Genomic DNA, 12,409 nt, shown 5'->3' with positions numbered 1-12,409 from the left:
CGTTCCCTCTCTAGACGCCCTGGCCGGGCTTGACCGCATGCATGTCCACCTTCTGCGACCGCGACACCTGGTCGGCGATGACCTGGCGCTTGACGTTCGGCTTGTGGCGCAGCGTCAGCACGATCGCGCCGATCATCGCGACGAGCAGCACGAAGCCCGCGACTTGGAAGAAGAAGATGTAATGCGTGTACAGCAGATGGCCGATCGCCGCGGTGTTCGAGACCTCAGCCGGATTGGGGATCGGCGATGTCGCGGTCGCGATGGCTTCAGGCGCGAAGGTCCAGCCCGAGAGGCCGATCAGCAGTTCCGCCAGCAGCACGATGCCGACCAACGCGCCAACCGGCAGATATTGCAGGAAGCCCTGGCGCAGCTCGACGAAATCGACGTCCAGCATCATCACGACGAAAAGGAACAGCACCGCCACCGCGCCGACATAGACCACGACCAGCAGCATGGCGAGGAATTCGGCGCCGAGCAGGACGAAAAGGCCCGCGGCGTTAAAGAAGGCGAGGATCAGGAACAGGACCGAATGGACGGGGTTCCTCGCCGATACGACCATCAGGCCGGAAGCGATTGTGATCGCCGAGAACAGGTAGAAGAAAAGGGTGTGAATGATCATGATCGCTCACCGATACGGCGCGTCGATGCTGATGTTCTGGGCGATTTCCCGTTCCCAGCGATCGCCATTCGCAAGCAGCTTCTCCTTGTCATAGTAAAGCTCCTCGCGGGTCTCGGTCGCGAACTCGAAGTTCGGACCCTCGACGATGGCGTCGACCGGGCAGGCTTCCTGGCAGAAGCCGCAATAGATGCACTTCACCATGTCGATGTCGTAACGGGTGGTGCGGCGCGTGCCGTCATTGCGACGCGGGCCGGCTTCGATCGTGATCGCCTGCGCGGGGCAGATTGCCTCGCACAGCTTGCAGGCGATGCAACGCTCCTCGCCGTTCGGATAGCGGCGCAGCGCATGCTCGCCGCGGAAGCGCGGGCTGATCGCACCCTTCTCATAGGGATAGTTCAGCGTCTTCTTCGGCTCGAAGAAATAGCGCATCGCCAGGAAGAACGCCGAGACGAACTCGGTCAGGAAGAGGGATTTCGCAGTCTGGTCGAGGCGCATTAGGGAGCCCATCCCATGATCTGAAGAACGGCGGCGACCACGACGACCATGCCCAGCGAGATCGGCAGGAACACCTTCCAGCCGAGGCGCATCAGTTGGTCGTAGCGATAGCGCGGGACGAAGGCCTTGACCATCGCGAACATGAAGAAGCAGAGCAGTGCCTTGAGGACGAACCAGATGATGCCGGGCACCCACGTGAACGGCACGAAGTTGAACGGCGGCAGCCAGCCCCCGAGGAACAAGATCGTCGTCATCGCGCACATCAGGCAGATCGACGCATATTCGCCGAGCATGAACATCATGTACGGCGTCGAGCCGTATTCCGACATGAAGCCGGCAACGAGCTCGGACTCGGCCTCGACGAGGTCGAAAGGCGGGCGGTTCGTCTCGGCCAGTGCCGAGATGAAGAAGATGATGAACAGCGGGAACAGCGGCACGAAGTGCCAGTCGAGGAAGCTGCCGGGAAGGCCGAGCTTGGTGCCCAAACCCGTCTGCTGCGACAGCACGACATCGGAGATGTTGAGCGAGCCGACGCAGAGCAGCACGCCGACCAGCACAAAGCCGATCGAGACCTCATAGGAAACCATCTGCGCGGCGGCACGCAGCGAAGACAGGAACGGATATTTCGAGTTCGACGCCCAGCCGCCCATGATGATGCCATAGACACCGAGCGAGGAGATCGCGAGCAGATAGAGGATGCCGACATTGATGTTGGCGATCACCCAGCCTGCATTGAACGGGATCACCGCCCATCCAGCCAGCGCCAGCGTCACAGTGACGAGCGGCGCCAGAAGGAAGATACCCTTGTTGGAGCTGGACGGGATCACCGGCTCCTTGAATACGAACTTCAGCAGATCGGCGAAGGATTGCAGCAGGCCGAACGGGCCCACGACATTCGGTCCACGGCGCATCTGCACTGCAGCCCAGATCTTGCGATCGGCCAGCAGGATGAAGGCGATCGAGACCAGCAGCAGCACCAGAACCAGAAGGCTCTGGCCGATGAGAATGGCACCCGGGATCAGGTAGCTGTCGACGAAACCGTTCATGCGCCCCTCACTCCGCTGCCGCCGCGACCAGGCCGGCCGCCAGCGCGGAACATTCCGCCATCACGGCGGATGCGCGGGCAATCGGATTGGTCAGGTAGAAATCGGCGATCGGATTCCTGAACGCCGTGCTGGCGAGGCTGCCAGCCAAACTGGCCAGCGCCGCGACATCGCCGAGCCCAACGGGCTCGACATGATCGATCATCTGAAGATGCGGATAGGCCGCATAGAGGACGCGGCGCAGTTCGGCGAGCGAGTCATAAGGCAGCCTGTGGCCGACAACATCCGACAGCGCCCGCAGGATCGCCCAATCCTCGCGCGCATCTCCCGGCGGGAACGAGGCGCGGTTGGAGAGCTGGACGCGGCCCTCGGTGTTTACATAGGTGCCCGACTTCTCGGTATAGGCAGCCGCCGGCAGGATGACGTCGGCGCGGTGTGCGCCCTGATCGCCATGCGTGCCGATATAGACCACGAACGCAGCGCCGAGCGCTTCGGTATCGATCTCGTCGGCGCCAAGCAGGAAAAGAACGTCGAGATCCCCTGCCCCCGCCGCCTTGACCATGCCCGCCGTGTCGAGCCCGCCCGACGCTGGCACGAAGCCGACATCGAGGCCGCCGACGCGCGAGGCCGCTGTATGAAGAACCGCAAGACCGTTCCAGCCTTCGTCACGGCCTTCGGCCGTTGCGATGGCAGCGGCAGTTGCGAGCACGCCGGCGCCGGCCGCTCCCGCGAGCGCGCCCTGCCCGACGATGACGATCGGCCGCTTGGCCTTGGCGAGCGCTACGCCAAAAGCGAGACGACCCGCCGCGATTTCGGTGAGCGTATCGGTGCCGGCGCCGAGATATTCATAGGGGTAGGTCAGGTCGGCCTGCTCGCCAATGACGCCGATGCGAACGCCGCCAGCACGCCAGCGCTTGCGAATGCGCGCGTTCAGCACCGAGGCCTCGCGGCGCGGATTGGCGCCGACGATGAGGATCAGGTCGGCCTGCTCGATGCCGGCGATGGTCGGATTGAAGACATAGCTCGCCCGGCCATTCGACGGGTCGAGCGCGGCGCCATCCTGGCGGATGTCGAAATTGCCGGAGCCGAGCGAGACGAGCAGCTGCTTCAGCGCGAAGAGATCCTCCACCGAAGCGAGATCGCCGCCGATGGCGCCGATGCGATTGCCCGCCGTCGCCTTGACCTTGCCGGCGATCGCGGCGAACGCCTCGCCCCATGAGGCAGGGCGCAGCTTGCCGCCGACGCGGAGGTAGGGCCGATCGAGACGCTGCGTACGCAGGCCGTCCCAGACGAAACGCGACTTGTCGGAAATCCACTCCTCGTTCACAGACTCGTTGAGACGCGGCAGGATGCGCATCACTTCGCGGCCGCGCACATCGACGCGGATGTTCGAGCCGACGGCGTCCATGACGTCGATCGCCTCGGTCTTGACCAGTTCCCACGGACGGGCGTGGAAGGCATAGGGCTTCGAGGTCAGCGCGCCGACCGGGCAGAGGTCGATGACATTGCCCTGCAGTTCCGACGAAAGCGCCTTTTCGAGATAGGTAGTGATCTCGGCGTCCTCGCCGCGGCCAATCAGGCCCATCTCGGAGATGCCCGCGACTTCGGTCGTGAAACGGACGCAGCGCGTGCAATGGATGCAGCGGTTCATCGACGTCTTCACGAGCGGGCCGATATATTTGTCCTCGACGGCGCGCTTGTTCTCGGCGAAGCGGTTCTTGTCGACGCCATAGGCCATGGCCTGGTCCTGCAGATCGCACTCGCCACCCTGATCGCAGATCGGGCAATCGAGCGGGTGGTTGATCAGCAGGAACTCCATCACGCCTTCGCGCGCCTTCTTCACCATCGGCGACTTGGTGAGCATGACCGGCGGCTCGCCATTCGGCCCGGGCCGGAGATCGCGGACATTCATGGCGCAGGAAGCCGTCGGCTTCGGCGGGCCGCCCTTCACCTCGACAAGGCACATGCGGCAATTGCCGGCGATCGACAGCCGTTCGTGGAAGCAGAAGCGCGGCACTTCCGCGCCGGCCGCTTCCGCGGCCTGCAGCAGCGTGTAGTCCGGCGGGACGTCCACTTCGATGCCGTCAACGATGATCTTGGCCATTACTTCGCCTCTTGCGCCGCATGATAGGCGGCCTGCAATTCGGATATCAGGACCCCGTCGACCCTGGCGCCTTCAATCAGGCAGCCCTCGATCGATACGCCCATCAGATTGACCTTCGACAGCCTCGCGCCCGACAGATTCACGTCGGTGATGCGCGCTCCCGAAATATTCGCGTCTTCGACGGAGAAACCCGCCAGGTTGACGTTCTTCGCCGTCCAGCCCGACATGTTCACATCATCGAACGAGGCGCCCGAAAGATTGACGTCGACAAAGTTCGAACCCGCAAGGGTCGACCTGTTGACCTCCAACTTCTCGATGACGCCGTCGAGCCTCATCCCCCTACTCCGCCGCTTCCATCATCTCGCGCTCGATCGGCTTCGGATTGGCCGAATAGAGATCAATCCGCTCTTCGATGAGCGGACGGAAATGACGGATCAGACCTTGCACCGGCCAGGCGGCCGCATCGCCGAGCGCGCAGATCGTGTGACCCTCGATCTGGGTCGTGACCTGCAGCAGCATGTCGATCTCGCGCTTCTCGGCCTCGCCGCGCGCCATGCGATCAAGCACGCGCCACATCCAGCCCGTGCCCTCGCGGCAGGGCGTGCACTGGCCGCAGCTCTCATGCTTGAAGAAGGCCGAGATGCGGGCGATCGCGCGGATCACGTCGGTCGACTTGTCCATGACGAGGACGCCGGCCGTGCCGAAGCTCGACTTCACCGCGCGGGTGCCGTCGAAATCCATGATCAGCTCTTCGCAATCCTTGGCCGGAATGATCGGGCAGGATGCGCCGCCGGGGATGATCGCGAGGAGATTGTCCCAGCCGCCGCGGACGCCGCCGCCATGCTTCTCGATCAGCTCGCGGAAGGGAATGCCCATCGCCTCTTCGACGATGCAGGGCGTGTTCACATGGCCGGAAATGCCGAACAGCTTGGTGCCGACATTGTTGGGCCGGCCGATCGAGGAAAACCACGCCGCACCGCGCCGAAGAATGGTCGGCGCAACCGCGATGCTCTCGACATTGTTGACCGTGGTCGGGCAGCCATAGAGGCCGACATTGGCCGGGAATGGCGGCTTCAGGCGCGGCTGGCCCTTCTTGCCCTCGAGGCTCTCCAGCAGCGCGGTTTCCTCGCCGCAGATATAAGCGCCGGCGCCGTGGGCGACATAGATGTCCATGTCCCAGCCATGGACATTGTTCTTGCCGATGAGGCGTGCCTCATAGGCCTGATCGATCGCCGCCTGCAGATGCTCACGCTCGCGGATGAACTCGCCGCGGACATAGATGTAGGCGACATGGGCACCCATCGCGAAGGAGGCGATCAGCGCGCCCTCGACGAGATGATGCGGATCATGGCGCAGGATCTCGCGATCCTTGCAGGTGCCCGGCTCCGACTCGTCGGCATTGATGACGAGATAGTGCGGGCGGCCATCATTGACCTTCGGCATGAACGACCATTTGAGGCCGGTCGAGAAGCCCGCGCCGCCGCGACCGCGGAGGCCCGAGGCCTTCATCTGGTCGACGATCCAGTCGCGGCCGGCTTCCAAAATGGTCTTGGTGCCATCCCATGAGCCGCGCTTCAGCGCGCCCTGAAGGCCCCAATCCTTGGCGCCGTAGATGTTCGTAAAGATGCGGTCCTTGTCAGCCAGCATGGTCCGCCCTCAATCCTTCTTGCCCGACTGGGACACTTCTACCTTGCCCGCGTCCGGACGAACCGACGGATCGGACGCCGGCTTCGACTGGTCGACCTGGTTCGGAACCTTTTCCTTGTCCGCCTCGCCCTGGATCTCGACGGCCGGAGCGACCGGATCCTTGGCCGGCGCCGGATCGGCCTTGGCAGCTTCGGCAGCCCTTGCCTCTTCGGCGACCTTGGCTTCTTCGGCGAGTTTTGCTTCCTCGGCCGCCTTGGCGCGTGCGGCGATCGCGTCCTTGGCTGCGGCGAGACCCGCGCCCTGGCCGATCATCGAGCCGTCATAAAGTTCCGCGCTGACCAGAACGCGCTGGCCACCGACCGGCATCGACATGAAGCGATCGACCTGCGGGCCGGGCTTCAGCGGTTTGCCAGCCTCGATGTCGTCGATGAGCGTGTTGAAGCTCTCGACGGTGAGGTCCTCATAGGTATCCGGGACGATCTGGACCATCGGCGCGTTGACGCAGGCGCCGAGGCACTCGACCTCTTCCCAGGAGAGATCCCCGTTCGCCGAAACATGCAGCGGCTCGGCATGGATGCGGCTGCGGCAGACCTTGAGCAGATCACCAGCGCCGCGCAGCGCGCAAGGCGTGGTGCCGCAGACCTGGATATGCGCCTTCCGGCCTACCGGAGCGAGCAGGAACATCGTGTAGAAGGTCGCGATCTCGAGCACGCGGATGAACGGCATGTCGAGCAGCTCGCCGACAAAGCGGATCGACGGCTCGGAAATCCAACCTTCCTGCTCCTGGACGCGCCACAGGATCGGGATCACCGCCGAGGCCTGGCGCCCGGCGGGGAATTTCAGGATCTGCTTCTCCGCCCAGACGAGATTCTCCGGCGTGAACGCGAAGCTTTCGGGCTGTTCGGATGCGAGACGACGAACGGACATCAGCGGTCAACCTCTCCGAACACGATGTCGATCGAACCCAGCACCGCCGAGACGTCGGCCAGCATGTGGCCGCGGCAGAGGAAGTCCATCGACTGGAGATGCGCGAAGCCGGGCGCGCGGATCTTGCAGCGATAGGGCTTGTTGGTGCCGTCAGAGACGAGATAGACGCCGAACTCGCCCTTCGGCGCCTCGACGGCGGCATAAACCTCGCCGGCCGGCACGTGGTAGCCCTCGGTATAGAGCTTGAAGTGGTGGATGAGCGCCTCCATCGAGCGCTTCATCTCGCCGCGCTTCGGCGGAACGATCTTGTTGTCCGTATAGGACACCGGACCGCTGCGCTCGGTACCGAGAAGGCGCGCGACGCACTGCTTCATGATGCGGATCGATTGGCGCATCTCTTCCATGCGGACGAGATAGCGATCGTAGCAGTCGCCATGCGAGCCGGTCGGAATATCGAAATCGAGTTCTGAATAGCACTCATAGGGCTGCGAACGGCGCAGATCCCAGGGCGCGCCACAGCTCCTCACCATCACGCCCGAATAGGCCCAGCGCCAGGCTTCCTCGAGCGTCACGACGCCGATATCGACATTGCGCTGCTTGAAGATACGGTTGCCGGTCACGAGGCGGTCGAGATCGTCGAGACGCTTCAGATAGGGGTCGCAGAAATCACCAATGTCGCGGATCAGCGCCTCGGGCAGGTCCTGATGAACACCGCCGGGACGGAAATAGGCGGCGTGCATGCGCGAACCGGAAGCACGCTCGTAGAAGATCATGAGCTTCTCGCGTTCCTCGAAGCCCCAGAGCGGCGGCGTCAGCGCGCCGCAGTCCATGGCCCAGGTCGTCACGTTCAGCACATGCGAAAGCAAGCGGCCGATCTCGCTGTAGAGGACGCGGATCAGCTGGCCGCGCTTCGGCACTTCGATCTCGAGCAGCTTCTCGACCGCGAGAGCGAAGGCATGCTCCTGATTCATCGGCGCGACATAGTCGAGCCGATCGAAATAGGGCACAGCCTGCAGATAGGTCTTGGCTTCGATGAGCTTCTCGGTGCCGCGGTGCAGCAGGCCGATATGCGGGTCGACGCGATCGACGATTTCGCCGTCGAGCTCCAGCACAAGGCGCAGCACGCCATGCGCCGAGGGATGCTCGGGGCCGAAATTGATATTGAAGGTGCGAACCTGGGCTTCAGACATTCAGGGCCTCAGCTCGGCTTCGTTGCAGGCGGAGCGGTTTCCTTGGCCTTCTCGTCGCCGGGGATGACGTAGTCCGTCCCCTCCCAAGGCGAGAGAAAGTCGAAATCGCGAAATTCCTGGGTGAGGCGGACCGGCTCATAGACGACGCGCTTCTGCTCGTCGTCATAGCGGACCTCGACATAGCCGGTCAGCGGGAAATCCTTGCGCAGCGGATGACCGTCGAAACCATAATCGGTCAGGATGCGGCGCAGGTCCGGATGGCCGACGAAGAGAATGCCGTAAAGATCATAGGCCTCGCGCTCGAACCAGCCGGCACCCGGCAGGATCGGCGTAATCGAGGGAACCGGCGTGACCTCGTCGGTCTCGACCTTAAGGCGGATGCGCAGGTTCCGCTTCGGGCTCGTAAGGTGATAGACCACGTCGAAGCGGTTCTCGCGCTCGGGATAGTCGACGCCGCAAACGTCGACGATGTTCACGAAACCGCCCTTCGGATCATCCATCAGCCAGCCGACGACGTCGAGGATAGCCTCACGGGCAACGTTGACGGTCAGCTCGCCATAGGCAACGCAATGGCCGAGGATCGCCTCGCCCTTGGTCGCCGCGATATAGTCGCCAAGCTCGTTGAGCGTCTCGTCCATCTCAGTCCTCAGCGCTCAATGGTGCCGGTGCGGCGGATCTTCTTCTGCAGAAGCAGGACGCCGTAGAGCAGCGCCTCAGCGGTCGGCGGGCAGCCGGGTACATAGATGTCGACCGGAACGACGCGGTCGCAGCCCCGCACGACGGCGTAGGAATAATGATAATAGCCGCCGCCATTGGCGCAGGAGCCCATCGAGATGACGTAGCGCGGCTCCGGCATCTGGTCATAGACCTTGCGCAGCGCCGGGGCCATCTTGTTGGTCAGCGTGCCGGCGACGATCATGACGTCGGACTGGCGCGGCGAAGCGCGCGGCGCGAAACCGAAGCGCTCGACGTCATAGCGCGGCATCGAGACCTGCATCATCTCGACGGCGCAGCAGGCGAGACCGAACTGCATCCACATCAGCGAGCCCGTGCGGGCCCAGGTGATGAGATCGGACGCGGCGGCGACAAAGAAGCCCTTGTCGGCCAGCTCGCCATTCACTTCCATGAAGAAGCGATCGTCATGGCCGATGGCGCGCCCGGAGGCATCGACCAGACCACGCGGGCGCTCGGCGACGAGCGGCCCCTTGGCGGGCGCCGGTGCGGGGGTCGGGGTCAATCCCATTCGAGCGCTCCCTTCTTCCATTCGTAGACAAAGCCGATCGTGAGAACGCCGAGGAAGATCATCATCGACCAGAAGCCGAACCAGCCGAGGCTGCCGAACGTCACCGCCCACGGAAACAGGAAGGCGACCTCGAGATCGAAGATGATGAACAGGATGGCGACGAGATAGAAGCGCACGTCGAACTTCATGCGCGCGTCGTCAAAGGCATTGAAGCCGCACTCGAAGGCCGAAAGCTTTTCCGGATCGGGATTGCGGTAGGCGATGAGGAACGGCGAAACCAGCAGCGCGAGACCGATCACGAGCGCTATGCCGAAGAACACGACGATCGGAAGATATTCGCGCAACAAGACGTCCATGATCCGGCTCCGATGCTCCACCGGCCGGGCGGCCGGTGCTGCGGCGCAAAACGCCGCCAAGCGCTTCACTCTGTTATCATATCGGACGGCGACAAGGCCACCTGACCCGCACGCGCGACGGTCGAAAACATTACGCGAGCCTTAGCGGAGGCGGTTAGGCGTGGCAAGCCCCGTGCCATTGCTGCGGCAAGGTGCTGCCGGGTCAGCGCCGCAGCATCTTGGCGGAATTGCGCCCATCCTGGAATTGGAACAACGAAAACAAATCTCCGCGCGGCGAAATGTCCCGTCGCCGCAGCCTCAGATGGCTGGCCGCCGTCTGCACCAGCGGCGACTCACGAAGGGTGGACTTCCCCAAGGTCCGGCGATCTGGTCTTGTCGCGCGGTTCACCTTCACGGGCGACCAAAGCCCCGTGCCGATGGAGGCTCGCTTGTCGGCAAGAGACACGATCAGGTCGGCGATCGACGGCGCCGTGCGTCTCGGTTTCGATCGCGAGACGATGGAGCGGTCGATCCGCTTCACCTTCACCGTGATGGCGCCAATCATCGTCACGCTCGCGACCGGGCCGAAAAACTGGCTCGTCTATGCAATGGTCTCCGCCATCGTGGCCTTTGCCGGCGATGCCGGCGGCCCTCCCCTCGCCCGGCTCGGCTGGATGGCGATCGGCCCGCTGGCCCTTTCGATCGGGCTTGCGCTCGGCGCGCTGGCGACCGGACATCTCGTGTTCGTCTTCGCGCTCTCGATGTTGGCGGGCCTTGCCTATGGCCTTGTCGAGACCGCCCATCCGCATCTGCTGCTGGCGACTCGCTTCTTCGCCTTTGGTGTCGTGCTCGCCGGGCTGGTCGGCGCACCGGTGCCGGTCGATTTCCTCGCCATCCTCGTGATGCTCGGCATTTCCTGGCTGATTTCCCTGGCAAGCGACCTGCAGGACGGGCAATGGCATCCGCTATCCGTGCCGCCTGCCGCCTCGATCGGGCTCAGCCTCAAGGGCCCCGCCGGTCCGCGCGTCGCCTTCGCCATCGCCGTGATGCTCTCGATCGGCGCGGCGCTGCTCGCGGCGCAGCTGCTTGGCTCGCTGCGGCCATCCTGGACATGCCTCACCGTCCTCCTCGTCATGCGCTCAGAGGTCGTCAGCAGCTTCCGCCTTGCAGTCGAACGCGTGGTCGGAACACTCGGCGGCGTGTTCGCGGCCGTCCTCATCGCCGATGTCGGCAATCATCGGCTGACGCTCTTCGCCATGGCGCTCGCTGCCTTCGTGCGCTGGCCGGCCCAGCAATTCCACAATGCGCTTGGTGTGTTCTGCCTGACGTTGTTCGTCCTGCTGATGGTGGAGATCGTCTCGCCAGACAGCCGGATGACGGCGCTGCTCCTGCATGAGCGTCTCACCGATACGATCATCGGCGCGCTTGCCGCAGTGATCGGGCTCGCCGCGTTCAAGCTGCTTCAGGACGCTACTGCCACCAGGTCGTCTTGACCGGCGCAGAGACCCCTTCTCAGCCGGCGGCAACCGTCTTCGGCAGTCCGATCCTGTAGGTCAGCGCCTGATTTCGCGGCGGTCTTGCCGAAACGTGGAAGCCGCCATCGCTGACCACCGTCAGCAGGCTATGGTCGGCATCGATGTAGAAGCCCTCGATCGCCTGGCACTGGTCGAGATTGGCGAAAGCGACGACATCACGGCCGCCCGCGAGGTCATAGGAGCGGATCGAGCCGTTCCGACCGTTCCGACCCACGCTGTAGAAGAGCCGGCGTGACGGCGCGTCATAGACGAGATGGTCGGGCGTCGAATCGAGATTGGTGCCCTCGACCCCGAGCGTGATCGTCTCGACGAGGCGCTCCGTCTCACGCCCGATCCGGTAGACCTTGTTGCCTTGATAGAGCGACACCAGCACCGTGTCGGTCGAGAGGTCGATCGCAAGGCCGTTCGCCGATCCGGCTATGCCGAAATCGGCAAGGTCGATGCGATCGGCGACCCTCTCCCGGCCCGCGTCCTCACCATAGAGATCATAGCGTCGCACGGTGCCGGTCGCCGAGCAGGCGGCCCAGACGGTGTCGATCTCGCCGGACCTGTCCACCGCGACACCCTGCAGACTGGCCCCCGGCGCACCAGGGATCGTTGCAACCACCCTAGACCAGTCAGGCGCCACGATATGGATCGCGCCGCGCAAGGGGGACCCGTCGCCCTCTTTCAAGCGACCGTCGTCGCCGACCACCCAATAACCAGACCAGTCGCCGCGAGCGATCCTGTCGAGGCCTGTGCCGGTGAATCCCGGTGGTGCACGGCCCGGCGCGGAATCCGGCAGCGGCCGTGCTGCAATCAACGGCGGCCCTTTGGGACCGAGCAATCCACGGTTTCTCAAGTCTGAATAAGCCACGGGCGCTGCAAAGCCGAGCGCCAAGAGGCCGGCCAGCCCCATTCCGGAACGCACAACAAAGCGCCGCCGGCTGATCCGCATGGTTAGGTCGGACATCCACCACCCGTCTGTCACGTCGACGCATGTTGCGCCTGGGTGGCAGAACGATAGTGATACAACTTATTGGAGTCACGGCCTTGGCGTGCATTTTACAGCGATACAACCGCTTTTCGCCGTCAGGCAAACCGGCCGCGTCCTCTCGCGCAGGCGTTGTGCGCCGAGCGGCCAAACCTGTCATGGGTTGAGGGTCGGAAATCGAAACGGCCGCGGGCGATCAAGCGCAGCAGATCGCGGGCAGGTTGGCGCGAGCGGGATCACGGCAGCAGCCGGATGGCAAGCCGGCTCGCGAAGCAAGAAGCCCAGCGCGGCCGCAGTG

The 12,409-nt window shown here is 64.0% G+C and carries 13 protein-coding genes; 1 reads left to right on the top strand and 12 read right to left on the bottom strand.

What is annotated here, in order from left to right:
• Nucleotides 1–10: 10 nt before the first annotated feature.
• The 11 genes from LB518_RS02205 to LB518_RS02155 are packed head-to-tail and all read right to left on the bottom strand — an operon-like array spanning nucleotide 11 to nucleotide 9,624.
• Nucleotides 11–619 carry an NADH-quinone oxidoreductase subunit J gene (locus LB518_RS02205; RefSeq protein WP_224572509.1) on the bottom strand — a complete coding sequence of 203 codons (609 nt, stop codon included), beginning with the start codon at nucleotides 617–619 and terminating at the stop codon, nucleotides 11–13.
• Nucleotides 620–625: 6 nt separating this feature from the next.
• On the bottom strand, nucleotides 626–1,114 hold the full coding sequence (nuoI, locus tag LB518_RS02200) for an NADH-quinone oxidoreductase subunit NuoI (protein ID WP_224572507.1): 489 nt from the start codon (nucleotides 1,112–1,114) through the stop codon (nucleotides 626–628).
• A complete protein-coding gene (nuoH, locus tag LB518_RS02195; protein ID WP_224572506.1) occupies nucleotides 1,114–2,160 on the bottom strand; it encodes an NADH-quinone oxidoreductase subunit NuoH in 1,047 nt (348 codons plus the stop codon). The genes nuoI and nuoH overlap by 1 nt, the downstream gene beginning before the upstream one ends.
• 7 nt (nucleotides 2,161–2,167) lie before the next feature.
• A complete protein-coding gene (gene nuoG, locus LB518_RS02190; protein WP_224572504.1) occupies nucleotides 2,168–4,261 on the bottom strand; it encodes an NADH-quinone oxidoreductase subunit NuoG in 2,094 nt (697 codons plus the stop codon).
• Entirely contained in the window at nucleotides 4,261–4,596 is a 336-nt protein-coding gene (locus tag LB518_RS02185; RefSeq protein ID WP_224572502.1) for a pentapeptide repeat-containing protein, read from the bottom strand. Before LB518_RS02185 ends, nuoG begins: the two co-directional genes overlap by 1 nt.
• Before the next feature lie 4 nt (nucleotides 4,597–4,600).
• Nucleotides 4,601–5,908, bottom strand: coding sequence for an NADH-quinone oxidoreductase subunit NuoF (nuoF, locus tag LB518_RS02180; protein ID WP_073051144.1), 1,308 nt, complete (start codon nucleotides 5,906–5,908; stop codon nucleotides 4,601–4,603).
• 9 nt (nucleotides 5,909–5,917) lie between these two features.
• Nucleotides 5,918–6,835, bottom strand: coding sequence for an NADH-quinone oxidoreductase subunit NuoE (nuoE, locus tag LB518_RS02175; protein ID WP_224572501.1), 918 nt, complete (start codon nucleotides 6,833–6,835; stop codon nucleotides 5,918–5,920).
• The gene (locus LB518_RS02170; RefSeq protein WP_224572498.1) at nucleotides 6,835–8,025 is read right to left on the bottom strand and encodes an NADH-quinone oxidoreductase subunit D; all 1,191 of its coding nucleotides are present in this window, start codon (nucleotides 8,023–8,025) and stop codon (nucleotides 6,835–6,837) included. The genes nuoE and LB518_RS02170 overlap by 1 nt, the downstream gene beginning before the upstream one ends.
• Before the next feature lie 8 nt (nucleotides 8,026–8,033).
• Nucleotides 8,034–8,663, bottom strand: coding sequence for an NADH-quinone oxidoreductase subunit C (locus LB518_RS02165; protein WP_224572497.1), 630 nt, complete (start codon nucleotides 8,661–8,663; stop codon nucleotides 8,034–8,036).
• 8 nt (nucleotides 8,664–8,671) lie between these two features.
• Complete coding sequence (locus LB518_RS02160) at nucleotides 8,672–9,268, bottom strand: NuoB/complex I 20 kDa subunit family protein (RefSeq protein ID WP_502845768.1); 597 nt, start codon at nucleotides 9,266–9,268, stop codon at nucleotides 8,672–8,674.
• The gene (locus LB518_RS02155; RefSeq protein ID WP_224572495.1) at nucleotides 9,259–9,624 is read right to left on the bottom strand and encodes an NADH-quinone oxidoreductase subunit A; all 366 of its coding nucleotides are present in this window, start codon (nucleotides 9,622–9,624) and stop codon (nucleotides 9,259–9,261) included. The genes LB518_RS02160 and LB518_RS02155 overlap by 10 nt, the downstream gene beginning before the upstream one ends.
• Before the next feature lie 428 nt (nucleotides 9,625–10,052).
• On the opposite strand from LB518_RS02155, the gene LB518_RS02150 reads away from it, so the two are divergent.
• Nucleotides 10,053–11,096 (top strand): FUSC family protein, encoded by a 1,044-nt coding sequence (locus LB518_RS02150; protein WP_224572493.1) that lies wholly within the window; start codon nucleotides 10,053–10,055, stop codon nucleotides 11,094–11,096.
• Between the two features lie 19 nt (nucleotides 11,097–11,115).
• On the opposite strand, the gene LB518_RS02145 is transcribed toward LB518_RS02150, so the two are convergent.
• A complete protein-coding gene (locus LB518_RS02145; protein ID WP_224572491.1) occupies nucleotides 11,116–12,090 on the bottom strand; it encodes a YncE family protein in 975 nt (324 codons plus the stop codon).
• Between the last annotated feature and the right edge of the window lie 319 nt (nucleotides 12,091–12,409).

Source organism: Mesorhizobium sp. BR1-1-16 (genome assembly GCF_020165495.1).
In the GTDB taxonomy this organism is placed as follows: Bacteria; Pseudomonadota; Alphaproteobacteria; order Rhizobiales; family Kaistiaceae; genus Kaistia.
Note: the sequence above shows the minus strand (reverse complement) of the source record. Positions and strands in the feature narration are given on the sequence as shown.

Bases quoted from the DNA above. Each gene is read 5' to 3' on its own strand.
- nuoH (WP_224572506.1), bottom strand. From the start codon at position 2,160: ATGAACGGTTTCGTCGACAGCTACCTGATCCCGGGTGCCATTCTCATC.
- LB518_RS02165 (WP_224572497.1), bottom strand. From the start codon at position 8,663: ATGGACGAGACGCTCAACGAGCTTGGCGACTATATCGCGGCGACCAAG.
- nuoI (WP_224572507.1), bottom strand. From the start codon at position 1,114: ATGCGCCTCGACCAGACTGCGAAATCCCTCTTCCTGACCGAGTTCGTC.
- LB518_RS02155 (WP_224572495.1), bottom strand. From the start codon at position 9,624: ATGGACGTCTTGTTGCGCGAATATCTTCCGATCGTCGTGTTCTTCGGC.
- LB518_RS02205 (WP_224572509.1), bottom strand. From the start codon at position 619: ATGATCATTCACACCCTTTTCTTCTACCTGTTCTCGGCGATCACAATC.
- LB518_RS02170 (WP_224572498.1), bottom strand. From the start codon at position 8,025: ATGTCTGAAGCCCAGGTTCGCACCTTCAATATCAATTTCGGCCCCGAG.
- LB518_RS02145 (WP_224572491.1), bottom strand. From the start codon at position 12,090: ATGTCCGACCTAACCATGCGGATCAGCCGGCGGCGCTTTGTTGTGCGT.
- LB518_RS02160 (WP_502845768.1), bottom strand. From the start codon at position 9,268: ATGGGATTGACCCCGACCCCCGCACCGGCGCCCGCCAAGGGGCCGCTC.
- nuoG (WP_224572504.1), bottom strand. From the start codon at position 4,261: ATGGCCAAGATCATCGTTGACGGCATCGAAGTGGACGTCCCGCCGGAC.
- nuoF (WP_073051144.1), bottom strand. From the start codon at position 5,908: ATGCTGGCTGACAAGGACCGCATCTTTACGAACATCTACGGCGCCAAG.
- nuoE (WP_224572501.1), bottom strand. From the start codon at position 6,835: ATGTCCGTTCGTCGTCTCGCATCCGAACAGCCCGAAAGCTTCGCGTTC.
- LB518_RS02185 (WP_224572502.1), bottom strand. From the start codon at position 4,596: ATGAGGCTCGACGGCGTCATCGAGAAGTTGGAGGTCAACAGGTCGACC.